The sequence below is a fragment of the Streptomyces sp. NPDC048606 genome (assembly GCF_040650855.1).
Taxonomy (GTDB): Bacteria; Actinomycetota; Actinomycetes; order Streptomycetales; family Streptomycetaceae; genus Streptomyces.
Map to the genome: position 1 here is coordinate 47317 of NZ_JBEZIB010000035.1, position 24345 is coordinate 71661.

Below are 24345 nucleotides of genomic sequence, written 5' to 3' on the forward strand. Positions count from 1 at the left end.
CGTCACCGAGGAGGCCAGTCATGCGCGCGACCGAGGGCGACCAGCTGGTGCAGCACGGCCGGATCGTCGGCCAACACGACAAGGTGGGCGAGATCACCCAGGTGCTGGGCGAGAACGGAACACCCCCGTACCGGGTCCGCTTCGAGGACGGCCACGAAGCCCTGATGGCGCCCGGACCCGACTGCGTGGTCCGGCACCCCTCCGAGCCCCGGCACTGAACGCCCGGACCCCGGCACCGGACGCCGGTCCCCGACCCTTCCCCGGGCCGGGGACCGCGCGCCGCACCCGCCGACGCCGCAGCCCTCGACGCCGCGCCCCTCGACTCGATGCCGCGCCCCCGGCCTGACGGGGCCTGCGGCGTGACGGGCCTTCAGCGCGGCGGGGCCGTCGCCCGGTAGTGGTCGGCGACCACCCGGTCCATCGCGCCGTTGCGGTCCGTCGCCAGGTGCGACGCCGAGAAGTAGGAGTGCCCGCGGACCTCCGGATACCGCTTGGCGAAGGTCAGGTGCCGGGACAGCTCCGCCGGGTCGCGCCAGGCGGCCGTCGGGCTCTGCGCGTCGCAGCGGTACAGGGCCTCCCCCACGTAGAGGTCGACGCCCGTGCCGCGCACCGTCTTCGCCCACCACGGCACGATCGCCGCGTAGTCGGCGGTCGGGTGACCGATGTGCCAGTACGCCTGGGGGGCGATGTAGTCGACCCAGCCCTCCTTGACCCACTTGCGGGTGTCCGCGTAGAGGTCGTCGTACGTGGACACGCCCGCCCGGGTCGGGGATCCGTTCGGGTCCACGTCGTCGCCCCGCCACACCGCGAAGGGACTGACGCCGAACCGGGCCGTCGGCCGGATGCGACGGACCTCGGCGGACATCTCCCGCACGAGCGCGTCGATGTTGGCGCGCCGCCAGTGCGCCCGGGAGGCGTGGCCGCCGCCGTGACGCGCGTACGCCGCGTCGTCGTCGAAGCGCTCGCCGCTGACCGGGTACGGGTAGAAGTAGTCGTCCAGGTGGGCCCCGTCGATCGGGTAGCGGGAGACCGCGTCGAGCATCGCGCGCTGCACGAAGGCCCGGACCTCCGGCAGTCCGGGGTTGTAGTAGAGCTTGCCGCCGTAGGGCACGATCCAGTCGCGGTTCCTGCGCGCCGGGTGCGAGGCGACCAGCCGTCCGGGATCGGTGTGGTTGGCCACGCGGTACGGGTTGAACCAGGCGTGCAGCTCCAGACCCCGGCGGTGCGCCTCCTCGACCGCCACGCCCAGCGGATCCCAGCCCGGGTCGCGGCCCTGCGTCCCGCTGAGCCACTGCGACCAGGGCTCGTGCGGGGAGGGCCACAGCGCGTCGGCCGCCGGGCGCACCTGGAGGATCACCGCGTTGAGCCGGCGCTCCACAGCGGCGTCGAGGAAGGCCGTCAGCTCGTCGCGCTGCTGCCGCGCGGAACGTCCGACCTGGGAGGGCCAGTCCACGTTCTGTACGGTGGCGATCCACATCGCCCTGAATTCCGGCGTCGTCGCCCCGGCCGGACCCGCCCGTTCCGGGGCCGCGGCCGGACCCTCCGTCGCGGAGGCCTCCCCGCCGAGCCCCGCGACCGCCGTCGCCGCCAACGCTCCCGCCGCTCCGGCCAGCAGCCCACGCCGTCCGATGTACGTCATGTGACGAATCAACTCCGCTCCGTGACAATGCCTCGCGTGGGCCCAGCATGCCCGCCCCGGCCCGCCCGACACGCGAAGGACGGGGGTAACGTCGGGGGGCGTGGCGGGCGCCGGAACGCAGTTACCACTGCACAGCACGGGGGACCCGCGATGGATGAGCTGCGAAAGGCACGACGTGACGGACCTCTCTACCCTCCCGACCGACATCGCACGGGTCGGCGTGGTGGGCTGCGGCCAGATGGGCGCGGGCATCGCCGAGGTGTGCGCCCGCAGCGGTCTGGAGGTGAAGGTCGCCGAGACCACCGGCGAGGCGCTGGAGATCGGGCGCACCCGCCTGCACAACTCGCTGACCAAGGCCGCCGAACGCGGCAAGATCACCGAAGAGGAGCGGGACGCCACCCTGGCCCGCCTCACCTTCACCACCGACCTCGGCGAGTTCGCCGACCGTGACCTCGTCATCGAGGCGGTCGTCGAGAACGAACAGGTCAAGACGGAGATCTTCCAGGTCCTCGACCAGGTGATCACCCGCCCGGACGCGATCCTCGCCTCCAACACCTCCTCGATCCCGCTGGTCAAGCTGGCCGTCGCGACCTCGCGGCCGGACCAGGTCATCGGCATCCACTTCTTCAACCCGGCCCCGGTGCAGAAGCTCGTCGAGCTGATCCCGGCGCTGACCACCGGCGAGGAGACCGTCAAGCGGGCCGAGGCCCTGGTGCGGGACGTGCTGGGCAAGCACGCCGTCCGCGCCCAGGACCGGTCCGGGTTCGTCGTCAACGCGCTCCTGGTCCCGTACCTGCTGTCCGCGATCCGGATGTTCGAGTCCGGCATCGCGAGCCGCGAGGACATCGACAACGGCATGGAGCTGGGCTGCGCCCACCCGATGGGACCGCTCAAGCTGTCGGACCTGATCGGACTGGACACCATCGTCTCGATCGCCGACTCCATGTACGCCGAGTACAAGGAGCCGCTGTACGCCGCTCCCCCGCTGCTCCAGCGCATGGTCGACGCCGGCCGCCTGGGCCGCAAGACGGGCTCGGGCTTCTACCCGTACGGCTGACACCCCCGGAGCCCGGGCCCGGGCCCGCTCCGGGCCACGGGCCTAGCCGAGCCGCAGGTGACGCAGCAGGAGCAGCCCGGCCGCCATGTTGGCGGCCGGGACCTCCCCGCGCGCGATCAGGTCGGGCACCGACTTGAGCGGCACCCACGCCCGGCGCGAGGACTCGAACGCGTCCTCGGGCGGGCCGACGTACGTCGCCTCCTCGGACCAGTAGAGGTGGTGGCGGGCGTCGGTCAACCCGTTCGAGGGTTCCACCGTCATCAGCCGGCGCAGCGGGCCCGGCCGCCAGCCCGACTCCTCCTCCATCTCCCGGGCCGCCGCCGCCTCGACGGACTCGCCGTCCTCGACCACGCCGGCGGGCAACTCCCAGCCCCAGCTGTCGGTGATGAACCGGTGGCGCCACAGCAGCAGCACCTCGTCGGCGTCGTTGACGGCCGTGGCGACGGCGACCGGCCGCAGCCGGATCACGAAGTGGTCCAGGTGCCGCCCGTCGGGAAGCTCCACGTCCGCCAGGTTCACGTCGAACCAGCGGTTCTTGTACACGGTCTGCTCACTCAGGTTCATCCACTGCACGGTCGTGCCACCTTCCGCATCCGTTGGTGGCAACATGGCAGCAGTCCGAGCCCTCAGAGGGGAACGCGCAGCGCCTCGTCGATGAGCCGCGCGGTCTCCTCCGCGCCCGCCCGACCGCTGGTCAGCACCTGTTCGCGGACCGTCCGGAGCCGGTCGCGCAGGCGCAGCGACTCCATCCCCTTGGCCCGTTCCGCCATCTCCGCCGCCGACACCGCCGCCCGGTCCGCCTCGCCCTGGCGCAGCTGGATCTCGCAGAGCATCGCCAGCCGGTGCACCCGGCCCCGGTCGTGCGCCGGGGCCGAGGCCGCCTCGGTGGCCTGCGCGTGCGCGGCGTCCAACTCGCCGAGGCTGAGCAGCGCCTCGGCCACCTGGACGTTGACCAGCCCGGGTTGTACGTAGCCCGTCTCATCGGGCTCGGCGCCGGGCCGGATCCGCGCGGCGGCGGCCTCGGCGCTGCGGATGCAGGCCAACGCGGCCGCGGTGTCGCCGAGTCGGGCGTACGCCTTGGCCTGCATCGCGTACAGGTCCGCGGCCAGCGCCGGGGTGGTGTGCCGGCCGGCGGTCCGCAGCGCGGCCTCGGCGAAGGCGACGGCCTGGCGGAACTCCCGCAGGTGCAGGGACTGGTTGACCAACAGGGCGATCACGTAGGCGCCGAGGCCCCGGTCCCCGCTGGCCTTGGCCAGGCGCAGGGCCTGGTGGAAGTAGCGCTGGGCGAGGCCGTGGGCGTCGGAGTCGTAGGCGCAGATCCCCGCGACGGCCACCAGGGAGCCGGTGGCCCGGTGCAGCAGCCGGCCGAGGTCGTCGGGGTAGCTGCCGCGCAGCAGCGGGGCGGTCTCGCTGCCGAGGAAGCGCACGATGCGGGCACGGGTGGCCACGCCGCCGGTGCGGCGGTACATCAGCTCGTAGTGGGCCCGGGCGGCGCGCAGGATCTCGATGTGCTCGGGGCCGACGCGCAGCGGGCCGGCGCGGGACACGTCGGCGTCCTCGGGCGGGTTCTCCCACTCCCACACGGGGATCACGGCCGGGGTGCCCGTGACCGCCTCGGCGGTGATCCGGTCGGAGCGGCCGAGTTCGTCGGAGCGCCACAGGGCGGTCGCCCGGTCGACGAAGCCGCCGATCCGGTTGGCGTGCGCGCCCGTCTGGCCGGGGATCCCGAGCCCGATGTCGTCGAGGGCGACGGTCCGGCGCAGGCGTCCGCCCAGCACCTCGCAGATCAGGTCGGGGACCTGGCCGCGCGGGCGTTGGCCCTTCAACCAGCGTGACACCGCGGTGTGTTCGTAGCGCAGTGCCAGTCCGCGGGTGCGGCCCGCCTGGTTCACGTGCGCGGCGAGTCCGGCGTGGGACATGCCCGCCTCGGCGAGGAGGGCGTCGAGCAGGGCGTTGGGCTGCATGGGCCCCTCCAAGGGCTCGTCGGAATCAGGCTAGTGGGTGCGCGCTTCACACGGGGTGTGAATGCAGTACGCGCATAAATGCGATCCGCACCCTGCCCGGGAAGGGCCTTGCGGCGGTTCACTGAAGAGCCTCGCCAATGAGGCCGCTCGGGTCGTCGGCTCCCCCTCGTACAGTGCGACGACCCGGCACACCGCGCCGCCCGCCTTGCTGTCTGCCCGACACTCCATGGCAGGCGGGCGGCGCGCGCAGCGGCTCCCTCGGGCCCCGGTTGGTCGCCGGGACCCGACCGGAGCCGGGCCACGTCCGCACCGGGTCCGTCCACCGGCCCGGTGCGGACCGGCACCCGCCGGACCGGGCGGGTACGGCCGGACCGGTTCAGGGCCGGCGCGGCCGTACCGGGCCCCCGCACCGGATCCCCACCGGAGCGGACGGTCAGGGGCGGTCGTTGCGCAGCACGAGCAGGGCGACGTCGTCGGTGATCCTGCCCCCCGTGTGGCGCAGCAGCGCGGCGTGCACGCCCGCCACCAGCCGGGCGGGCGTGGACGCCGGCGTCCGGGCCAGGACCCGGCCCAGCGGGAAGAACCGCCCGTGGCGGTCGCGGGCGTCCTCCGCCCCGTCGGTGTGCAGCACCAGCACCTCGCCCGCGGCGAGTTCCCCGCAGGGCCGCGGTCGCAGGTCGTGCGGCAGGGGCAGCACCCCCAGCGGCGGCAACACCTCCCCGCCCACCAGCCGGCTCACCCCCACCGGCTCGCCGGCGCCCGGGGCCGCGGACCCGCCGGGCCCCGGAGCCCCGTACGGTTCGCCGACCGGGGCGCGCCACCCGCTCCAGGGCCCCGCCAGGCGCGCGGCCCCGGCCCCGGCCCCGCAGGGCTCGCGGTGCGGCAGCGGGGCCGGTGGCGGGGAGGCCGGCGCCGGCGCGTGGGGCGGGCGCGGGCCGATCCGGTACGGCCAGGGGTGGCCGCAGTTGAGGGCGGACACGGAGCCGTCCGCGCCGATCTGGAGCAGCAGCGTCACGAACTCCTCGCCCGCCGGGGGCTCCGGCTCGCCGGGCCGGAGCGCCGGCTGCTCGGCACGGGCCCGCTCGCGCAGGTACCGCTGGAGGGAGCGCTCCATGCGGCGCAGCACCCCGGCCGGCGAGGGTTCGTCGTACGCCGCCTCGCGGAAGGATCCGAGGACGGCCGCGGCGGCCCCCAGCGCGGGCAACCCGTGGCCCCGCACGTCGCCGATGAGCACCCGCACCCCGTACGCCGTCGACACGGCCTCGTACAGGTCCCCGCCGACCGAGGCGCCCCGGCTCGCCGACAGCTGGGCGGCGGAGACGGTGAGGCCCTCGATCCGGGCGGGCAACGGCCGCAGCAGCACCCGTTGGGTGGCTCCGGCGATCTCCCGCGAGCGCCGCAGTTCGACGGCCAGGCCCCGACGGACGTGCAGGGCGCACCCCGTGGCGAACAGCAGGAACGCCGCGCAGGTGGCCAGGCCGGATCCCAGCGATCCGGAGGAGGACAGCTCCCAGGACACCGCGGCGCCGCCCCAGGCGAGGACGCACACCCGGCGCAGCCGGTGCCTCCGCCCGCGCGTGATCATCCGTAGGACACTCCCCTTCCGGCCGTACGGCCGGAACGATTGTGTCGACCTCACGACGTACCGGACACGGGTCGCCGGCGTTCTCACCCGAACGAGTGAGGGGGCACGCCCGGTGGTCCGAGCGTGCCCCCTCGTCAGGGCTCTACGGCGGGATCCTCACGGCCCGCCGCCGGGCGCTCACGCGCCCCGCAGCACCGCCCCGGTCCGCTCGCCGGCCAGGGCCACCGCCGCGTCGCGGGCGGCCGTGGACTCCTCGGCCGTCAGCGTGCGGTCGGGCGCCCGGAAGCGCAGCGCGTAGGCCAGGGACTTCTTGCCCTCGCCGACCTGCTCGCCGGTGAACACGTCGAACAGCCGCAGGGACTCCAGCAGTTCGCCCGCGCCGGCGCGCAGCGCGGCCTCGACGGAGGCCGCCGGGACGGAGGCGTCGACGATCAGCGCGACGTCCTGGGTCGCCACCGGGAAGGAGGAGATCCGGGGCGCCCGAAGGGCCTCGCCGCCGGCCGCCGCGAGGAGGTCGAGGTCGAGCTCCATGGCGCTGGTCCGCGCGGGCAGGCCGAGGGCCTTGACCACGCGGGGGTGCAGCTCGCCGGCGTGGCCGACGACCGTTTCCGCCCCGTCCAGGGTGACGACGAGCTCGGCGCACCGGCCCGGGTGCCAGGGACCGTACTGCCCCTGGCGCACGACCAGTTCGGCGCCGGCCTCGGCGGCCAGGTCGCGGGCGGCCTGGATCGCGTCGGCCCAGTCGGCCGGGCGGCCCTTGCCCCACCAACCGGCCTGCTCGCGGGCGCCGGCCAGCACGACCGCGGCGTACCGCGGCTGCGCGGGCAGGGCCGCGTCCAGGCCGGCGATCTCCTCGTCCGTGGGACGCCGGTCGACGGGCAGGCGTACGGCGACGCCCGGCTGCCCGGCGGCCCGGAAGACCGAACCGGTCTCGAAGAGCGCGAGGTCGTGGCTGCCCCGGCTGTCGTTGCGGCGCAGCGCGCCGAGCAGACCCGGCAGCAGCGTGGTGCGCAGCGCCGGCTCCTCGTCGGAGAGCGGGTTGACGAGGCGCACGACCCGGCGGGCGGCGTCGTCGGCGGGCAGCTGGAGCTGGTCGAAGACGCCCTCCCCGATGAAGGGGTAGCTGAGCGCCTCGACGTAGCCGGCGCCGGCGAGCGCGCGGCCGACCCGGCGGTGCAGCTGCTGGCGGGCGGTCAGACCGCGACCGGAGGGCACCTGCGGAAGGGTGGACGGGAGGTTCCCGTAGCCCTCCAGGCGGATGACCTCCTCGGCGAGGTCGTTGGGCTCGGCGAGGTCGGGCCGCCACGAGGGGACGGTGACGACGAGCTCGTCCTGGCCGTAGACGTCGCAGCCGATCTCCTGGAGACGGCGCACGACGGTCTCGCGGCCGTACTCCATGCCCGCGACGCGGTCCGGGTGGTCCGCGCGCATGGCGATGCTGCGCGGGGCGCCCGGGGCGATCAGCTCGGTGACGCCCGCCTCGGCGGTACCGCCGGCGAGGAGCACGAGGAGGTCGACGGTGCGCTGCGCGGCGGCGGCCGCGGCCTGCGGGTCGACGCCCCGCTCGAAGCGCTTGGAGGCCTCGGAGGAGAGCTTCAGGCGACGGGCGGTGCGCGAGATCGACACGGAGTCGAAGTGCGCGGCCTCGATGACGACGTCCGTGGTGCCCGTGACCAGACCGGTCTCGGGGTCGGTCACGGAGTCGGCGATCTCGGTGTTCGCGCCGCCCATGACACCGGCGAGCCCGATCGGGCCGCTGTTGTCGGTGATCACCAGGTCCTCGGCGTCGAGCGTGCGCTTGACCCCGTCGAGGGTGGTGAACTTCTCGCCCTGCTCCGCGCGCCGGACGCCGATCGCGCCGTCGAGGCGGGAGCGGTCGTAGGCGTGCAGCGGCTGGCCGAGCTCCAGCATCACGTAGTTGGTGACGTCGACGGCCAGCGAGATCGGGCGCATGCCCGCCTTCTGGAGGCGGCGCGTGAGCCAGATCGGGGAGCGCGCCTCGGGGTCGAGACCGGTCACGGTGCGGGCGGTGAAGCGGTCGCAACCGGCCGGGTCGTCGACCTTGACGAGGTAGCCGTAGGAGTTGGGCGCCGGGACGTCGATCAGCGCCGGGTCGCGCAGCGGCAGGCCGTAGGCGGTGGCGGCCTCGCGGGCCACACCGCGCAGGGACATGCAGTAGCCGCGGTCCGGGGTGATGTCGATGTCGAGGACCTCGTCGACGAGCTGGAGCAGCTCGATCGCGTCGGTGCCGACCTCGTACTCCGGCGGCAGCACGATGATGCCGTGCGTGCCGTCGTCGCCCATGCCCAGCTCCTCGCCGGAGCAGATCATGCCGTGCGAGGTCTTGCCGTAGGTCTTGCGCGAGGCGATCGCGAAGTCTCCGGGCAGGACGGCGCCGGGCAGGACCACGACGACCTTGTCGCCGACGGCGAAGTTCCGGGCGCCGCAGACGATCTCCTGCGGCTCGCCGGTGCCGTTGGCCCCGCCGACGTCGACGGTGCAGAAACGGATCGGCTTGCGGAAGCCCTCGAGCTCCTCGATGGTCAGCACCTGGCCGACGACGAGGGGGCCCTTCAGGCCGGCGCCGAGCGTCTCGACGGTCTCGACCTCCAGGCCGGCGTCGACCAGCTTGGCGGCCACGTCGCGGCCGGTCTCACCCGCGGGCAGGTCGACGTACTCCCGCAGCCAGGAAAGCGGGACGCGCATCAGATCTCACTCCCGAACGGCCGGGTGAAACGCACGTCACCCTCGACCATGTCTCGCATGTCTTCAACGTTGTGACGGAACATCAGCATCCGCTCGATGCCGAAGCCGAAGGCGAAGCCGCTGTACTTCTCCGGGTCGACGCCGCAGGCGACGAGCACCTTCGGGTTGACGATGCCGCAGCCGCCGAGCTCGATCCAGCCCTCGCTGGAGCAGGTGCGGCAGGGGCGGTCGGGGTTGCCCACCGAGGCGCCGCGACAGACGTAGCACTGCATGTCCATCTCGGCGGACGGCTCGGTGAAGGGGAAGAAGTGCGGGCGCAGGCGCGTGGTGGTGCCCTCGCCGAACAGCTCCTGGACCATGTGGTCCATGGTGCCCTTGAGGTCCGCCATGGTCAGGCCCTCGTCCACGGCGAGCAGCTCGACCTGGTGGAAGACGGGCGTGTGCGTCGCGTCGAGCTCGTCCGTGCGGTACACGCGGCCGGGGCAGACGATGTACACGGGGGGCTTGCGCTCCAGCAGCGAGCGCGCCTGCACCGGGGAGGTGTGGGTGCGCAGCACGACGCCGGACTCGTCGCCCGCGGTGCCCTCGGGGCCCTTGACGAAGAACGTGTCCTGCATCTGGCGCGCCGGGTGGTCGGGCGTGAAGTTGAGGGCGTCGAAGTTGAACCACTCCGCCTCGACCTCGGGGCCTTCCGCGACCTCGTAGCCCATGGCCACGAAGATGTCCGCGATGCGGTCCATCAGCGTGGTCAGGGGGTGGCGGGCGCCGGCGGGCACGCGGTCGTGGGGCAGCGTGACGTCCACGGCCTCCTCGACCAGCACCCGCTCGTCGCGCTCGGCCTCCAGCTCGACCGTGCGGGCCCCGAAGGCCTTGTTCACGGCGCCGCGGGCCTGTCCGACGCGCTTGCCCGCCTCGGCCTTGGCCTGGGGCGGCAGGGCGCCGATCTCGCGGTTGGCGAGCGCCAGGGGCGAGCGGTCGCCCATGTGCGCGGTCTTCGCCTCGCGGAGCTCGTCGAGGTCACCCGCGGAGGCGAAGGCGGCGAGCGCCTCGTCCCGCATGCGCTCGATCTCTTCCGGTTTCAGTGCCTCGACCTCGACAGGGTCGTACGACTTGTTCGGTGCCGACATCTCTTCCCGTACTTCCGATGGCTGGCTGGTGGGTCCCCGTACGACTCGGCACGCGGACACAAAGGTGCCAAAGGACGAGTCTAAAGGTCGACGGGGGTGGAGGAGCCCGTGGGCCGCCTGGCGAGACTCTCCGCAGGGTTACTGGGTGAGGTAGGCCGGCGCGCTCACGGGCAGGATAAATCGGAATTCGGCGCCGCCTCCGGGGCCCCGGCCGACGGTGATGGTGCCGCCGTGGGCCTCCACGATGCCCTTGACGATGTACAGGCCCAGGCCGGTGCCGCCGCGCTTGCTCCCCCGCCAGAAGCGGGTGAAGACGCGGGCCATCGACTCCTCGGGGATCCCGGGGCCTTCGTCGGTCACGGTGACGGCGGTTCCCTTCTCGTGCGGCGACACGTCGATGGTGACCGTTCCGTCCCCGTGGCGCACCGCATTTTCGAGCAGGTTGCCCAGGATCTGGTCGATCTTGTCCGGGTCGGCCCAGCAGTCCGGCAGCGGCCTGCTGACCCGTACGAGGAACCGCTCGGGGGCCTGGCCGTTGGCGGTGAGCGCCTGGACGTGCCGGCCCACGGCCGCGGCGAGGTCCACCGGCTGCCGGCGTACCTCCAGGCGACCGGAGTCGATGCGGGAGATGTCGAGGAGTTCGGCGATCAGCCGCGTGACGCGGTTGGCGTCGGCGTCGACGGTCTCCAGCATCAGCCGTTTCTGGTCGTCGGTGAACCGCTCCCACTTCGCGAGGAGGGTCGCGGTGAACCCCTTCACGGAGGTCAGCGGCGAGCGCAGCTCGTGGGCGACCGTCGCGATCAGTTCGGCGTGGCTGCGCTCGGTGCGGCGGCGGGCCTCGGTGCCGCGCAGGGTGACCACGAGGCGGCGCACCGGGCCGGTGGGGTGGGCGCGCACGTACCGGGCGGAGACCAGGACCTCGCGGCCCCCGGGGAGCAGCAGGTTGCGCTCGGGCTGGCCGCGTCGGGTGGCGAGCCCCCCGTAGGGGTCCGTCAGCGCCCACCAGCGGCGGCCTTCGAGGTCCTCCAGCGGCAGGGCCCGGTCGATGCGGGCGCCGAGGGCCCGCGCGGGGTCGGTGGCGGTCATCCGGGCGGCGGCCCGGTTGAAGCAGATGACCCGGCCGTCGTGGTCTGCGATGACGAGCCCGTCGGGCAGGTCGTCGGGGTCGATCAGCCCGAGGTCGGCCGGCGACGTACCAGCGGACGCTTCCTCCGCGGCGGCCGTACGGGTCCGCGCGCCCGCGCCGCGCCCGCGCGGGGCCCCCTCGCCGCCCGGGGCGCGCCGGGCCGCGGCCGGGGCCTGCGGCGGGACACCGCGCAGGGCGTCGGGAACGGTGGCCGGGTCCGGTGCGGGCGGCACGGGCAGCCCTGCGTCGAGGGGCCCGGGGGTGTCCCGGAGTCCTTCCCCGGCCGCGTCCGCGGCTCCCGCGGCCCCCGGCGAGCTGTTCGTACCGACGGTCATGTCCCCGTACCCCACATCTCCGAGGAGCGCAGTGGCTCCCGGGCGGACACCCTACTAGCTGGGGGTCACGGAGCGGCACCCTCCGGGCGCCCGCTGTGCACGGGCGGACGCGTAGAGGCACACGGCGGCGGCCGTCGCGAGGTTCAGGCTCTCCGCCTTGCCGTGGATCGGGACGCGCACGACGGCGTCGGCGAGCGCCCGGGTCTCCTCGGGCAGGCCCCAGGCCTCGTTGCCGAAGACCCAGGCCGAGGGGCCGCCCATCGTGCCCGCGTCCAGCTCGGCGTCGAGGTCGTCCGTGCCGGCCCCGTCGGCGGCGAGGATGCGCACGCCCGCCGCCCGCAGCCCCGCCACGGCCTGCTCGACCGGGACGCCGACGGCCACCGGGAGGTGGAAGAGGGAACCGACGGAGGCGCGCACCGACTTGGGGTTGTACAGGTCGACGGAGGCGTCGGTGAGCACGACCGCGTCGGCGCCGGCGGCGTCCGCGCAGCGCAGGACCGTGCCGGCGTTGCCGGGGTCGCGGACGTGCGCGAGGACGGCCACCAGCTTCGGGCCGGCCTTGAGGATCTCCTCGAACGGCGAGTCCAGGAAGTGGCAGACGCCGACCAGGCCCTGGGGGGTCACGGTCTGCGAGACCTCGGCGAGGACCTCGTCGGAGGCGTGGTGGACGCGGGCGCCGGCCAGCAGCGCGGCCTCGACGATGTCGGCGTAGCGCTCGGCGGCCTCGACGGTGGCGAACAGCTCGATCAGGGTCGCGCCCTGCGCCCCGCGGTGCTCGACGGCCTCCCGGACGGCCTGCGGGCCCTCGGCGATGAACCGCCGCTCCTTGGTGCGGAAGTTGCGCCGCGCGAGGCGCCTGGCGGCGGCCACCCGCGGGGACCGGGGGGAGATCAGCTCGTCGGCGTAACCCATGTGTCTGCGGTTCTCTTTCGAAGGTTCCGGGGCCCGGGGGCGCGGCGGGGCCGGGTGGGGCCGGGCGTGGGGCGTGAAGCACACCGGGGGTGGGGCGCAAAGCACACGGACCCGCAGGCGAATCGCCTGCGGGTCCGTGGGGGCCGGCCGCGTGGAGCGGGCCGGCTAGCCCTTAGGCAGCGGCCTTGGGGGCGTTGACGTCGGCCGGAAGCGCCTTCTGGGCGACCTCGACGAGCGCGGCGAAGGCGTTGGCGTCGTTGACGGCCAGCTCCGCGAGGATCTTGCGGTCCACCTCGATGTTGGCGGCCTTCAGACCCTGGATGAGGCGGTTGTACGTCATGCCGTTCTGGCGGGCAGCGGCGTTGATGCGCTGGATCCACAGCTGACGGAAGTCGCCCTTGCGCTTCTTGCGGTCGTTGAAGTTGTAGACCAGCGAGTGGGTGACCTGCTCCTTGGCCTTGCGGTACAGGCGCGAACGCTGACCACGGTAGCCGGAGGCAGCCTCGAGGATCGCCCGGCGCTTCTTGTGGGCGTTTACCGCCCGCTTGACGCGTGCCACTTTTTACTCCTTGTAGCGGGGCCGCGGTTGTCTTCACACGGCCCGAATTCGATGGGGTCCCGGTCTTGAACCGTCCGCTCCGACGGGCGGAGCGGAAGCGGATCAGATGCCGAGAAGCTTCTTGATCTTCGCGGCGTCGCCGGGGGCCATCTCCGCGGTGCCGGTGAGGCGGCGGGTGACACGGGACGACTTGTGCTCGAGCAGGTGGCGCTTGCCGGCGCGCTCGCGGAGCACCTTGCCGGAGCCGGTGACCTTGAAGCGCTTCTTGGTACCGCTGTGCGTCTTGTTCTTCGGCATGGCGCCGTTATCTCCTCGTCGGTGGCGCTCCCACCCGGTCCGGGGAAGGACCGGACGGCGGGAGCGTCATGTTGTGTAGGTGATCCGAGACGGGCTGCCTCGGGATCAGGCCTCGGTGTTCGCCTCGGTGGAGGGAGCCTCCGGGGAGACCTCCTCGGTGGCCTCGGCCTCGACCGGGGCGGCCTCCTGGGCGGGAGCCTCCTCGCCGGTGGCCGCGACACCCTGGCGCTCGGCCTTGCGGGCGGCCTGCGCCTCGCGGGCTTCGGCCATCGCCTCGGTCTTCTTCTTGTGCGGACCGAGAACCATGATCATGTTTCGGCCGTCCTGCTTCGGGTTCGACTCGATGAAGCCGAGCTCCTCGACGTCCGAAGCGAGACGCTGCAGCAGTCGGTAGCCGAGTTCCGGCCGGGACTGCTCGCGACCACGGAACATGATCGTGATCTTGACCTTGTCGCCCTGCTTGAGGAACCGAACGACGTGACCCTTCTTGGTGTCATAGTCGTGCGGGTCGATCTTCGGCCGGAGCTTCATTTCCTTGATGACCGTGTGCGCCTGGTTCTTGCGCGCCTCACGGGCCTTCATGGCCGACTCGTACTTGAACTTGCCGTAGTCCATGAGCTTGCAGACCGGCGGGCGGGCAGACGCGGCGACCTCGACCAGGTCGAGGTCGTACTCCTGCGCGAGCTCAAGCGCCTTCGCAAGCGGGACGATGCCCACCTGTTCGCCGCTGGGACCGACGAGTCGCACCTCAGGGACACGAATCCGATCGTTGATGCGGGGCTCGGTGCTGATGGATCCTCCTCGGTAGCACCACACGGATGTCTGGCAGACAGCCGCTGACGTCTTTCTGTCGTCAGACCTACCGCGGCGGAAACGAAAAAAGCCCCGCCGGGCACAGGCAGGGGCTCCAAAACAACCGGAGCACCGCCGCGTGCGAACCGCGGGGCGCAGACTCGGGCGGCTTTCCATCGTCCGTACGGAACGATGGATACCGCCTGACCGGATGACCCGCCTCCCCGGAGGGTGGTCGGGTGGGAGAACGGAGCCTCCACTTGTGGGCCGGGCACAGCAGTGTCCGGCCGGTCGATGTACATACTAGCACCCGCGAAACAAGCCCGCCGCACGGCATATCGTGGGACGCATGACTGACGCGACGCCCTCCGATTCCGCTCTCGACTCCGCCACCGCCCCCGACTACGACGACATGACCCGCGACATCGCGGACGTGCCGGCCGTGGAGGTCATCACCACGGTGGCCGTCCACCTGCTGAGCGCGGCGGCCGTCAACCTCGGCCTGGACAAGCCGGACTCCGAACACAAGGACCTCGACGAGGCCCGCAAGCTGATCACCGCCCTCGCCGGCCTGGTCACCGCCAGCGCCACCGAGATCAGCTCCTTCCACGCCGCGCCGCTGCGCGACGGCCTGAAGTCCCTCCAGCTCGCCTTCCGCGAGGCCTCCCTCGTCCAGGACGAGCCGGGCCAGGGCCCGGGCGAGAAGTTCACGGGTCCCGTCTACGCGTGACGCGCGGGCAACTGCGGCGGACCCGACGGGGGCCGCGGGGTCGAGCACCCCGCGGCCCCCGTCCGCGTTCTCGTCCGCGTCCGCTTCGGCGTCCGCGCTCAGCGCGTGAAGAGGGCCTCCCCCGGCGGGGCCGGGGAGTCGGCCGGGAGCAGGGCCAGGTCCAGGCCCCGGACGAGGCGGGCGCGCAGGGTCTCGTCGGCGGCGAGGGCCCCCGCCACCCGGCGGGCCGCCGGCGCGGGCTCGGCGTCGGGGGCCAGGACCACGGCGAGGGTGCCGTCGGAGCCCGAGCCGGAGCGGCCGGGGACCAGGTGGGCCCGCAACACCGCCGGCTCGGCCGCCACGGCGGCCCGTACGGCCTCCCGCACGGCCGGCGCGGCCAGCGGGTCGGCGTCCGTACGCCCCTCCGCGAGGGCCAGCAGGGCGGAACCGGTCAGCTGGTAGGGGACGGGTCCGGCCAGGTCGACGACGATCGTGTCGGCCTTCTCGTGCGCGGCCGCGGCCAGCGCCTGGTGCAGCGGGACGGCCACCGGGCGGGCCGCCGGGTCCCACAGCGCCAGCGAGGCGATCGAGGTGAACGCGGGCAGCGCCCGCCGGTCGCCCGCCGTGAGGGTGGGCACCGCCATGTCGCTGGTCTTCTCGCGCTTGAGGCCCGTCTCGGGGTCGGTCTCGACCTCGCCGAGCATCGCCACCACGGGCACCAGCAGCCGCGCGTCCTTCAGGGCCGCGAGCACCTGCGGTTCGGCCGACCGGTCCGCCGCCCACGCGGCGAGGGCCGCGCTCAGTCGGGGATCGGCGGTGCCGTCGTCGTCGGAGAAACCGGGGTCGGGAATGTTCTTGGTCGCCACAGTTACCCGACCCTATCCCGCCGGGCGGCGCGGGGCCGCCGCGCCAGTACGGCGGCCAGCACCAGCAGGCCCGCTCCCCCGGCGGCGGCCAGGGCGGCGCCCGGGCGGGCGTCCTTCCCCGGGGCCGGCGCCGGCGCGGGGCCGGGCCCGAAGTACTGCCGCCCGGCGGCGACGGCGGCCGGTGCGGGGGCCTCGGGGCGCAGCGCCTCGGCGGCCTGGAGGGCGGCGACGGGGTCCACCGTGCCGTGGCCCCGGGCGTCGTCGCGGCCGCCGGCCGGGCGGTCGCCGGCGGTGTCCTCCAGGAGCTTCTTGATCTGCGCCGGGGACAGGCCGGGGTGGGCGGCCTTGACGAGGGCCACGGCGCCGGAGACGAAGGCGGCGGCGGCGCTGGTGCCCCAGCCCTCGTAGTAGGAGCGGTCGGGGTCGGCGATGACCACGTCCACGCCGGGCGCGCTCACGGTCGCGTACCAGTGCCTGGTGGAGAAGGGCGCCTTGCGGCCCTTGCGGTCGACGGCGGCGACGGCGATGACCCCGGGGTAGGCGGCGGGGTAGGAGGTGTGGTCGCCGCGTTCGCCGCCGTTGCCGGAGGAGGCGACGACGACCGCGCCCTTGGCGAGGGCGTACTGGACGGCCTCGTCCTCGGCGGCCTCGTGGTGGGCGGAGTCGCTGTCGTCGCCGAGCGAGAGGTTGATGACGTCGGCGCCGTGGTCGGCGGCCCAGCGGATGCCCTCCGCGAGGGCGCCGGACTTGCTGTCGCGGGCCTTGGCCCGGCCCGGGTCGCCCTCTTCGAGGATCACCCGGACCGGCAGGATCCGGGCGTGCGGGGCGATTCCGAGGACTCCCTGGGAGCGGTCGGGGCCGTGGCCGTGGCCCGCGATGATGCTCGCCATCGCGGTGCCGTGGCGGGCCCAGGAGCGGTCGCCGCGGCCGGCGCCCATGCCGACGAGGTCGGTGCCCTCCAGGACCTGCCCGGCGAGGTCGGGATGGGTGGGGTCGACGCCGGTGTCGAGGACGGCGACGGTGATCCCGTCCCCCTGGGTGGTGCCCCAGGCCTCCTCGGCGCGCAGGGCGAGCAGGCCCCACTGGCGGTCGCGGATGGTGTCGGCGGCGGCGGGGTCGGCCGTCGCGGTGCCGGCGGCCAGCAGCGCCAGCGCCGCGAGCAGCCCGGTGGCGCTGCGGGCGGCGGCGCGGCCGGCCGGCCGTCCGGGGGCAGGGCCGGTGGTGGTCGCGGTGCCGGCGGTACGACCGGCGGCGGTGGCGGTCGCCGTCGCGGTGGTGCGGGTCGGGCTCATCGGCGGTGCTCCGGGGTGTCCGGTACGGAGGTTCCCGCGGGGGCGGGAGGGGCCGCGAGGGCGCCGACGTCCAGGCCGATCCGGGTCGCGACGGCCCGCGCGGCGTGGCCGAGGCCCGCTTCGGCGACGACGCCCTCGGCGTCCTCGCGGGCCGCTTCCTCGGCGGGTACCGGGGCGTCCATGGCGCGGCCGTCGGCGAAGGCGGAGACGGCGTAGACGACGACCGGGGCCCCGGGGAGGGCCGTCGCCGTCCAGGCGGCGCGGCGGGAGTCGGCGTACCCGAAGGCGGGCGGGGCGCCGAGGCGCGGGGCCAGGCCGGCCAGGGTCGGGGCGTCGGCGGCGGTGAAGACGAGGCCGACGCTGACCAGGCTGCTGCGGGTGGCGTCGGTGTACGTGGCGCGCAACACGCGGGTGCAGTCGGTGGCGGCGAACGCGGTCCGCCAGTCGGCGGCCAGACCGGCCGGGCAGTCGGCGTCCGGGGCCAGGGCGGTGCGGGTCCAGGTGCGGTCGGCGCCGCCGGGGCCGCTGCGCTCGGCGTCGATGACGGGCGGGAACAGCCGGTCCACGGGGGCCTCGCGCCACAGCGAAGCGGCCTTGCGGTAGGCGGCGTCGGGGGGCAACGGGCGGTGCGCGGCGCGGTGTTCGCTCCAGGCGGTGGCGGCGGCGCCGGCGAGGAGGCCGCTGCCGAGGAGTGCGCTCAGGACGGCGGTGACCACCCGCAGGGGGTGGCGGCGCGGGCGCCTCGGCGGGGGCGGGCCGGGTTCGTCCAGGGTCGTGGGCCCTGGTGTCGACGTGGTCATCCGGCGGCTCCGCCCCCCGATTCCGTACGGCTGCCTGCCCGTACTCTACGGGGCCCGGGGAGCGGGGCCGTCCCCGGTCCGCCCGGGGTCGAGCCGGGTCCGGGCCGGTCGGCGGTGGGTGCGCGTGCGCCTCTACCCACCGGTAGAGGCGTCTGGCAAGCTGCGGGCCATGACTTCCGACCGGGCCCGGTACGACCGGGCGACCGCGCACCTGGACGCTCCGCTGGCTCTCGTGGATCTGGAGGCGTTCGACGCCAACGCCGACGATCTGGTGCGTCGGGCGGGCGGGAAGCCGATCCGGGTCGCGAGCAAGTCCGTGCGGTGCCGGGCGCTGCTGGAGCGGGTGCTGGCGCGGCCGGGGTTCGCCGGGATCATGTCGTACACGCTGGCCGAGTCGTTGTGGCTGGCCCGTTCGGGCTTCGAGGACGTGCTGCTCGCGTATCCGTCCGTCGACCGGGCGGCGTTCGCGGAGCTGGCGGACGACCCGAAACTGGCCGCGGCCGTCACGGTCATGGTGGACGATCCGGCCCAGTTGGACCTGATCGACCGTTCCCGCGCGGGCGGCGCCGAGGAGGTGCGGGTCTGTCTGGAGCTGGACACGGCGCTGCGCATGCTCGGCGGCCGGGTGCGGGTCGGGGCCCGGCGCTCCCCCCTGCGGGAGCCGGCGCAACTGGCGGAGCTGGCCCGTGCGGTGGCCGAGCGGCCCGGGTTCCGGGTGGTGGGCCTGATGGGCTACGAGGGACACGTGGCCGGGGTCGGTGACGCGCTCGCGGGCCGGCCGCTGCGTTCGCGGGCGATCCGGCTGATGCAGTCGGCGGCCCGCAGGGAGCTGGCGGTGCGGCGGGCCGAGGCGGTCGCGGCGGTGCGTGCGGTGGTGCCGGACCTGGAGTTCGTCAACGGTGGCGGCACGGGCAGCGTGGCCGAGACGGCGGCCGAGGCCGCGGTGACGGAGATCGCCGCCGGGTCGGGGCTGTACGTGCCGCGGCTGTTCGACAACTACACCTCGTTCCGGGGGCGTCCGGCCGCGCTGTTCGCGCAGCCGGTGGTGCGCCGGCCGGGCGTCGGGGTGGTGACCGTGCTGGGCGGGGGCTATCCGGCGTCCGGGGCGCCGGGTGCGGACCGGCTGCCGGTGCCGTACCTGCCGGCGGGGCTGCGCTACGACCCGCAGGAGGGCGCCGGCGAGGTGCAGACCCCGCTGCTCGGCGCCCCGGCGGACGATCTGCTGATCGGGGACCGGGTGTGGTTCCGGCACGCGAAGGCCGGTGAACTGTGCGAGCGCTTCGACGTGTTGCACCTGGTCGAGGGTGACCGGGTGACGGCCTCCGCCCCGACGTACCGGGGCGAGGGCCGCACCTTCCTCTAGTTCCCGACGCCGGGAGGGCGGGGCGTCAGGGGAAGACCGTGTCCGTCTGGTCGGGGACGACGGCGCCGTCGGACCGGCGGACGGGGCCCGGGGTGCCGTCGTGGTCGACGTAGCCGGTGGTGGAGCAGGGGTAGGGGGTGGTCCTGCGCGGCTTCGGCTCGATGAACATCGGGTTCACGATCCACTTGCCGTCGGCGTCGTCGTAGGCCCGGCACATGAGTTCGTTCTTGTTGCGGTTCACGACGAGTCGCAGCGCGGTCGCGTCCCGCAGGAACGAGACGTCGGTGTCGGAGTCGCCCGCGGCGAAGACCTGGCGGCGGGAGGCGGGCTGGATCCGCTCGGCCGCGGCGCCGCGCACGCCGAAGACCTCCTGGTTGATCCAGCAGCGTTTGCCGTCGATGTAGGTGATCATCGTGTCGGCGCCGTCGCGCACCGTTCCGCACCCCAGGAGGTGCGGGGTGTGCCGGCCGTCGCGCGTGGTCGTGTTGCGGATGCCGATGACGTGGTCGGCGTCGATGCCGACGCCGTCGGCCCACACCTCGACGACGGGCTGCGGGGAGGCGGAGCTGATCCAGACGTCGAAGCCGGCCTTCCGCAGGGTCGCGACGAGGTCCCGCTGCTGGTCGTAGTAGCGGATCCAGCCGGTGGCCGTGCCGCTGCCGACGCGTTGGGTGGCGCCGACGGGGGCCGCCAGGTTCTCGGCGCGGGCGGCCGCCGCGAAGCCGCGTACCTCGCGCGCGGTCCAGCCCTGGGTGAGTTGCGCGAGCCAGGCGTAGCCGGGTTCGGTCGTCCGCCGGTCCCAGCCGGCGAAGGCGGCGGTTCCGGCGCGGGTCGTGGCGCTCCCGTAGACGGCGTTGATCTCGTCGGCGCAGGCCGTGCCGGCCGGGGTGCCGGTGGGCAGCGGTGTGCCGGGGCGGGCGAGCGGGCCGCAGGCGTCGGCCAGCGCGCGGGCGGCGGCCGGGGTGAGGAAGCGGCTGGTGGTGGACCAGTCGCGGGCGTCGGGTTGGCGGATCTTCCCGTGGCGCAGCAGCCAGAACATGGTGGCGTCGCCGACGTCGTTCCTGACGACGGTGTTGTCCCAGTCGAAGACGGCGACGGGCTTGTTCCGGTGCGGCCGGTACGGGCCGCAGCGGCCGTACGCGTCGATCAGTCGCTGGAGGCGGGCCCGGTTGTCCCCGTGCCAGCCGGCCGCGAGGCGCGGGGTGACGCAGGGTGCGCCGTCGGGGGTGGCGTGGGCGGGGGCGGAGGCGGCGAGGGTGCCGGCGGAGATCGCGAGGGCGGCGCCGACGGCCTGGATCCGTCGCAGGGTGCGGCGGGGGGTCACGGGGCGGGACGCGGGTGGGGGCACGGTTCGGGGCACGGGTGGGAACGCTCCCTTGTCTCCTGGAGGTCGTGACGGGCGGCGGTGCAGCGGTGCGGCGTGCGGCGGTGCGCGACAGCCGGGCGTCGTGCGACGCCCGGCTGTCGGGAGGGGTGGAGCGGGGGCGGTCCCTCGGGGCCGCGCGGGGCCTACAGGGGGGTGACGTACGCGCCGGAGATGCCGCCGTCGACGAGGAAGTCGGTGGCGTTGATGAAGGAGGAGTCGTCGCTGGCGAGGAACGCGACGGCGGCGGCGATCTCGGTGGGTTCGGCGAACCGGCCGAGCGGGATGTGGACCAGGCGGCGGGCCGCCCGCTCGGGGTCCTTGGCGAACAGTTCCTGGAGGAGGGGGGTGTTGACCGGTCCCGGGCACAGGGCGTTGACGCGGATGCCCTCGCGGGCGAACTGCACGCCGAGCTCGCGGGACATGGCGAGCACGCCGCCCTTGGAGGCGGTGTAGGAGATCTGGGAGGTCGCGGCGCCCATGATCGCCACGAAGGAGGCGGTGTTGATGATCGAGCCCCGGCCCTGGCTCCGCATGTACGGCAGGGCCGCCTTGCAGCACAGGTAGACGGACGTCAGGTTGACGTCCTGGACGCGCTTCCAGGCCTCCAGGCCGGTGGTGAGGATCGAGTCGTCGTCCGGGGGCGAGATGCCCGCGTTGTTGAAGGCGATGTCGACCGAGCCGTAGGTGTCGAAGGCGGTCTTGAACAGCGCCTCGACCTCCTCGGGGCTGGTGACGTCGACCTTGACGAACAGACCGCCCACCTCCTCGGCGGCGGCCTTGCCGGCGGTCTCGTCGATGTCCGCGCACACCACGTTGGCGCCTTCGGAGGCGAGCCGGCGGGCGGTGGCGAGGCCGATGCCGCTGCCGGCTCCGGTGATGACGGCGGTCCGGCCGACCAGGCGGCGGCAGACGATCTCTTCGCGGGACGCAGTGCTCATGGTGTTTCAGGCCTCCGTGCTGATGAAGACGTTCTTGGTCTCGGTGAAAGCGGTGAGGGCGTCGGGTCCGAGCTCGCGGCCGAGTCCGGACTGCTTGTAGCCGCCGAAGGGGGTCCAGTAGCGGACGCTGCTGTGGGAGTTGACGGACAGGTTGCCCGCGGCGACGGCGCGCGAGACGCGCAGGGCGCGGCCGACGTCGCGGGTCCACAGGGAGCCGGACAGTCCGTACGCGGTGGCGTTGGCCAGGCGCACGGCGTCCTCCTCGTCCTCGAAGGGCAGGACGACGGCGACGGGTCCGAAGACCTCCTCGGCGGCGACGGGCGCGGTGGGCGCGACGTCGGTGACGAGGGTGGGCGGGAACCAGAAGCCGGGGCCGTCGGGGGCGGTGCCGCGGATCGCGGTGAGGTCGTCGGTGACGTACGAGCGGACCCGCTCCAGCTGGGTGCGGGAGATGAGGGGGCCCATCTGGGTCTTCTCGTCGAGCGGGTCGCCGACGCGGACGGCCTCGACGGCGGGGGCGACGAGCTCCAGGAACCGGTCGTAGACGGTGCGCTGCACGAGGATCCGGGTGCGGGCGCAGCAGTCCTGGCCGGTGTTGTCGAGGTAGGCCATGGGGGCGGCCGCGGCGGCGGCTTCGAGGTCGGCGTCGGCGAAGACGATGTTGGGGCTCTTGCCGCCGAGTTCGAGGGTGACCCGCTTCACGCGGTCGGCGCACTTGGCCATGATCCGCTTGCCGACCGGGGTGGAGCCGGTGAAGACGATCTTGGCGACTCCGGGGTGCTCGACCAGGGCGTCGCCGGTGACGGACCCGTGGCCGGGGAGCACCTGGAAGAGGTGCTCGGGGATCCCGGCTTCGAGGGCGAGTTCGGCGAGGCGCAGGGCGGTGAGCGGGGTGGTCTCGGCGGGCTTGAGGAGGACGGCGTTGCCGGCGGCGAGGGCGGGGGCCAGGCCCCAGGCGGCGATCGGCATGGGGAAGTTCCAGGGGGCGATCACGCCGATGACGCCGAGGGGTTCGAGGAAGGTGACGTCGATGCCGCCGGCGACGGGGATCTGGCGGCCGGAGAGGCGTTCCACTCCCCCGGCGGCGAACTCCAGCAGGTCGCGGACGTTGCCGGCTTCCCAGCGGGCGTTGCCGAGGGTGTGGCCGGCTTCGCGGACCTCCAGCAGGGCCAGTTCCTCGATGTGCCCGTCGACGACGGCCGCGAAGCGGCGCAGTGCTCTGGCCCGGTCCGCGGGGGCGAGGGCCGCCCAGCGGCGCTGGGCCGCGGTGGCCCGTACGACGGCTGCGTCGACGTCGTCCCGTGTGGCGGCCGGGACGGTGGCGACGAGTTCCTCGGTGGCCGGGTTCAGTACGGCCAGGTCGGCGGGGGCCGGCGCGTCGGACACGTGATGCCTTTCGGGGGTGCGGGTGCGGATCGGGGGTGCGGGTCGAAGCCGCGGGTCGGGGGTGCGGTCGTGGCGCGGGGCGGTCAGAGGCGTTCGAAGGAGCGGCGCAGCTCCCAGTCGGTGACGGCGGAGTCGTAGGCGTCGAGTTCGACGCGGGCCATGTTGCGGTAGTGCGCGACGACCTCGGGGCCGAAGGCCGCCTTGGCGATCTCGCTGTTCTCCCACAGTTCGGCGGCCTCGCGCAGCGTGGTGGGGACGTGCGCGAAGTCGGCGGTGTAGGCGTTGCCGGGGCAGGCCTCGGGAAGTTCGAGGCGGTTCTCGATGCCGTAGAGACCGGCCGCGACCAGGCCGGACACGGCGAGGTAGGGATTGACGTCACCGCCGGGGAGGCGGTTCTCGAAGCGCATGGAACGTCCGTGGCCGACCACGCGCAGGGCGCAGGTGCGGTTGTCGACGCCCCAGGCGACGGCGGTCGGTGCGAAGGATCCGGGGCGGAAACGCTTGTACGAGTTGATGTTCGGGGCGTAGAGAAGGGAGAAGTCGCGCAGTGCGGCGAGTTGTCCGGCCAGGAAGTGGCGCATCACGGGGGACATCCCGTGGTCCCGGTCGGCCTCGCCGGCCATGGCGTTGCGTCCGTCGGTGTCGGTGAGTGAGAGGTGGATGTGACAGGAGTTGCCCTCGCGCTCGTCGTACTTGGCCATGAAGGTCAGGGAGACGCCCTCCTGGGAGGCGATCTCCTTGGCCCCCGTCTTGTAGACGGCGTGCTGGTCGCAGGTGGTGAGCGCCTCGTCGTAGCGGAAGGCGATCTCGTGCTGGCCGAGGTTGCACTCGCCCTTGGCCGACTCGACGACCAGGCCGGCGGCCTGCATCTCGTTGCGGATGCGGCGCAGCAGGGGTTCGACGCGGCCGGTGCCGAGGACGGAGTAGTCGATGTTGTACTGGTTGGCCGGGGTCAGGCCCCGGTAGTTGGTGTTCCAGGCCTGCTCGTAGGTGTCCTGGAAGACCATGAACTCCAGCTCGGTGCCGACCATGGCGGTGTAGCCGAGTTCGCCGAGGCGCTCCAGCTGTCGGCGCAGGATCTGGCGGGGCGCGGCGACGACGGGCGTGCCGTCGTTCCAGGCGAGGTCGGCCATGACGAAGGCGCTGCCGGGGTTCCAGGGGACGCGGCGCAGGGTGGCGAGGTCGGGGTGCATGGCGAAGTCGCCGTAGCCCCGGTCCCAGGAGGACATCTCGTAGCCGTCGACGGTGTTCATGTCGGTGTCGACGGCGAGGAGGTAGTTGCATCCCTCGGTGCCGTGGGCGAGGACCTCGTCGAGGAAGAAGCGTGCGGCGAACCGCTTGCCCTGGAGCCGTCCCTGCATGTCGGGGAAGGCCAGGACCACGGTGTCGATCTCACCGCTCTCCACGAGGGCACGGAGCTCCTCGGGGGTGAGCGGGGGCTTGCGGTCTACCACTGGAATCTCTCCTTCGGTGAGCCGAGTGCGCCTAAGGTATTGAACAGAACCATTGCTTGGGAAGGGGAGGGG

Annotated in this window: 22 protein-coding genes; 4 read left to right on the forward strand and 18 right to left on the reverse strand. The window is 73.9% G+C overall.

The window, feature by feature from the left end; translation table 11 throughout:
- The first annotated feature begins 20 nt into the window (after positions 1-20).
- On the forward strand, positions 21-218 hold the full coding sequence (locus AB0D01_RS30990) for a DUF1918 domain-containing protein (RefSeq protein ID WP_363061048.1): 198 nt from the start codon (positions 21-23) through the stop codon (positions 216-218).
- A 152-nt stretch (positions 219-370) separates the two neighbouring features.
- Here AB0D01_RS30990 and AB0D01_RS30995 read toward each other — a convergent pair whose 3' ends face one another.
- Entirely contained in the window at positions 371-1639 is a 1269-nt protein-coding gene (locus AB0D01_RS30995; protein WP_363061050.1) for a family 10 glycosylhydrolase, read from the reverse strand.
- Between the two features lie 154 nt (positions 1640-1793).
- On the opposite strand from AB0D01_RS30995, the gene AB0D01_RS31000 reads away from it, so the two are divergent.
- On the forward strand, positions 1794-2696 hold the full coding sequence (locus tag AB0D01_RS31000; protein ID WP_363061052.1) for a 3-hydroxybutyryl-CoA dehydrogenase: 903 nt from the start codon (positions 1794-1796) through the stop codon (positions 2694-2696).
- Between the two features lie 42 nt (positions 2697-2738).
- Here the strand turns inward: AB0D01_RS31000 and AB0D01_RS31005 are convergent, their stop codons facing one another.
- The 10 genes from AB0D01_RS31005 to infC all read right to left on the reverse strand — a co-directional run bounded on the left by AB0D01_RS31005 (position 2739) and on the right by infC (position 14123).
- Positions 2739-3269: an NUDIX domain-containing protein gene (locus AB0D01_RS31005; RefSeq protein ID WP_363061054.1), complete on the reverse strand. Its 531-nt coding sequence runs from the start codon at positions 3267-3269 to the stop codon at positions 2739-2741.
- Positions 3270-3322: 53 nt separating this feature from the next.
- Positions 3323-4660 (reverse strand): transcriptional regulator, encoded by a 1338-nt coding sequence (locus AB0D01_RS31010; RefSeq protein ID WP_363061056.1) that lies wholly within the window; start codon positions 4658-4660, stop codon positions 3323-3325.
- Positions 4661-5093: 433 nt separating this feature from the next.
- Complete coding sequence (locus AB0D01_RS31015; RefSeq protein WP_363061058.1) at positions 5094-6245, reverse strand: PP2C family protein-serine/threonine phosphatase; 1152 nt, start codon at positions 6243-6245, stop codon at positions 5094-5096.
- A gap of 177 nt (positions 6246-6422) precedes the next feature.
- Positions 6423-8951, reverse strand: coding sequence for a phenylalanine--tRNA ligase subunit beta (gene pheT / locus AB0D01_RS31020; protein ID WP_363061060.1), 2529 nt, complete (start codon positions 8949-8951; stop codon positions 6423-6425).
- On the reverse strand, positions 8951-10078 hold the full coding sequence (pheS, locus tag AB0D01_RS31025; protein ID WP_363061062.1) for a phenylalanine--tRNA ligase subunit alpha: 1128 nt from the start codon (positions 10076-10078) through the stop codon (positions 8951-8953). Before pheS ends, pheT begins: the two co-directional genes overlap by 1 nt.
- A gap of 138 nt (positions 10079-10216) precedes the next feature.
- Positions 10217-11539: an ATP-binding protein gene (locus tag AB0D01_RS31030; protein WP_363061064.1), complete on the reverse strand. Its 1323-nt coding sequence runs from the start codon at positions 11537-11539 to the stop codon at positions 10217-10219.
- 54 nt (positions 11540-11593) lie between these two features.
- Positions 11594-12451, reverse strand: a complete 858-nt coding sequence (locus AB0D01_RS31035) for an RNA methyltransferase (protein ID WP_363061066.1) — start codon at positions 12449-12451, stop codon at positions 11594-11596.
- A gap of 172 nt (positions 12452-12623) precedes the next feature.
- On the reverse strand, positions 12624-13010 hold the full coding sequence (gene rplT / locus AB0D01_RS31040) for a 50S ribosomal protein L20 (protein WP_007263143.1): 387 nt from the start codon (positions 13008-13010) through the stop codon (positions 12624-12626).
- Between the two features lie 102 nt (positions 13011-13112).
- Positions 13113-13307 carry a 50S ribosomal protein L35 gene (rpmI, locus tag AB0D01_RS31045; RefSeq protein WP_266598480.1) on the reverse strand — a complete coding sequence of 65 codons (195 nt, stop codon included), beginning with the start codon at positions 13305-13307 and terminating at the stop codon, positions 13113-13115.
- Between the two features lie 105 nt (positions 13308-13412).
- Positions 13413-14123 (reverse strand): translation initiation factor IF-3, encoded by a 711-nt coding sequence (gene infC, locus AB0D01_RS31050; protein ID WP_363061069.1) that lies wholly within the window; start codon positions 14121-14123, stop codon positions 13413-13415.
- A 325-nt stretch (positions 14124-14448) separates the two neighbouring features.
- Between infC and AB0D01_RS31055 the strand changes: the two genes are divergently transcribed.
- Positions 14449-14829 carry a DUF1844 domain-containing protein gene (locus tag AB0D01_RS31055; protein ID WP_363061071.1) on the forward strand — a complete coding sequence of 127 codons (381 nt, stop codon included), beginning with the start codon at positions 14449-14451 and terminating at the stop codon, positions 14827-14829.
- Between the two features lie 98 nt (positions 14830-14927).
- Here the strand turns inward: AB0D01_RS31055 and AB0D01_RS31060 are convergent, their stop codons facing one another.
- The 3 genes from AB0D01_RS31060 to AB0D01_RS31070 are packed head-to-tail and all read right to left on the reverse strand — an operon-like array spanning position 14928 to position 17766.
- A complete protein-coding gene (locus tag AB0D01_RS31060; RefSeq protein ID WP_363061073.1) occupies positions 14928-15674 on the reverse strand; it encodes an SseB family protein in 747 nt (248 codons plus the stop codon).
- Positions 15675-15676: 2 nt separating this feature from the next.
- Positions 15677-16966 (reverse strand): type VII secretion-associated serine protease mycosin, encoded by a 1290-nt coding sequence (gene mycP / locus AB0D01_RS31065; RefSeq protein ID WP_363061075.1) that lies wholly within the window; start codon positions 16964-16966, stop codon positions 15677-15679.
- A complete protein-coding gene (locus AB0D01_RS31070) occupies positions 16963-17766 on the reverse strand; it encodes a hypothetical protein (protein WP_363061077.1) in 804 nt (267 codons plus the stop codon). The genes mycP and AB0D01_RS31070 overlap by 4 nt, the downstream gene beginning before the upstream one ends.
- 160 nt (positions 17767-17926) lie before the next feature.
- Between AB0D01_RS31070 and AB0D01_RS31075 the strand changes: the two genes are divergently transcribed.
- Entirely contained in the window at positions 17927-19129 is a 1203-nt protein-coding gene (locus tag AB0D01_RS31075; RefSeq protein ID WP_363061147.1) for an amino acid deaminase/aldolase, read from the forward strand.
- 25 nt (positions 19130-19154) lie between these two features.
- Here the strand turns inward: AB0D01_RS31075 and AB0D01_RS31080 are convergent, their stop codons facing one another.
- From AB0D01_RS31080 to AB0D01_RS31095, 4 genes are all read right to left on the reverse strand, one after another.
- Positions 19155-20489, reverse strand: coding sequence for a haloacid dehalogenase-like hydrolase (locus AB0D01_RS31080; RefSeq protein ID WP_363061079.1), 1335 nt, complete (start codon positions 20487-20489; stop codon positions 19155-19157).
- Positions 20490-20638: 149 nt separating this feature from the next.
- A complete protein-coding gene (locus AB0D01_RS31085) occupies positions 20639-21433 on the reverse strand; it encodes a 3-oxoacyl-ACP reductase (protein ID WP_363061081.1) in 795 nt (264 codons plus the stop codon).
- Between the two features lie 6 nt (positions 21434-21439).
- A complete protein-coding gene (locus AB0D01_RS31090; protein ID WP_363061083.1) occupies positions 21440-22819 on the reverse strand; it encodes an aldehyde dehydrogenase family protein in 1380 nt (459 codons plus the stop codon).
- A gap of 83 nt (positions 22820-22902) precedes the next feature.
- The gene (locus AB0D01_RS31095) at positions 22903-24273 is read right to left on the reverse strand and encodes a glutamine synthetase family protein (protein ID WP_363061085.1); all 1371 of its coding nucleotides are present in this window, start codon (positions 24271-24273) and stop codon (positions 22903-22905) included.
- Between the last annotated feature and the right edge of the window lie 72 nt (positions 24274-24345).

Bases quoted from the DNA above. Each gene is read 5' to 3' on its own strand.
- AB0D01_RS30990 (WP_363061048.1), top strand. From the start codon at position 21: ATGCGCGCGACCGAGGGCGACCAGCTGGTGCAGCACGGCCGGATCGTC.
- AB0D01_RS30995 (WP_363061050.1), bottom strand. From the start codon at position 1,639: ATGACGTACATCGGACGGCGTGGGCTGCTGGCCGGAGCGGCGGGAGCG.
- AB0D01_RS31000 (WP_363061052.1), top strand. From the start codon at position 1,794: ATGAGCTGCGAAAGGCACGACGTGACGGACCTCTCTACCCTCCCGACC.
- AB0D01_RS31010 (WP_363061056.1), bottom strand. From the start codon at position 4,660: ATGCAGCCCAACGCCCTGCTCGACGCCCTCCTCGCCGAGGCGGGCATG.
- AB0D01_RS31015 (WP_363061058.1), bottom strand. From the start codon at position 6,245: ATGATCACGCGCGGGCGGAGGCACCGGCTGCGCCGGGTGTGCGTCCTC.
- pheT (WP_363061060.1), bottom strand. From the start codon at position 8,951: ATGCGCGTCCCGCTTTCCTGGCTGCGGGAGTACGTCGACCTGCCCGCG.
- pheS (WP_363061062.1), bottom strand. From the start codon at position 10,078: ATGTCGGCACCGAACAAGTCGTACGACCCTGTCGAGGTCGAGGCACTG.
- AB0D01_RS31030 (WP_363061064.1), bottom strand. From the start codon at position 11,539: ATGACCGTCGGTACGAACAGCTCGCCGGGGGCCGCGGGAGCCGCGGAC.
- AB0D01_RS31035 (WP_363061066.1), bottom strand. From the start codon at position 12,451: ATGGGTTACGCCGACGAGCTGATCTCCCCCCGGTCCCCGCGGGTGGCC.
- rpmI (WP_266598480.1), bottom strand. From the start codon at position 13,307: ATGCCGAAGAACAAGACGCACAGCGGTACCAAGAAGCGCTTCAAGGTC.
- AB0D01_RS31055 (WP_363061071.1), top strand. From the start codon at position 14,449: ATGACTGACGCGACGCCCTCCGATTCCGCTCTCGACTCCGCCACCGCC.
- mycP (WP_363061075.1), bottom strand. From the start codon at position 16,966: ATGAGCCCGACCCGCACCACCGCGACGGCGACCGCCACCGCCGCCGGT.
- AB0D01_RS31070 (WP_363061077.1), bottom strand. From the start codon at position 17,766: ATGACCACGTCGACACCAGGGCCCACGACCCTGGACGAACCCGGCCCG.
- AB0D01_RS31085 (WP_363061081.1), bottom strand. From the start codon at position 21,433: ATGAGCACTGCGTCCCGCGAAGAGATCGTCTGCCGCCGCCTGGTCGGC.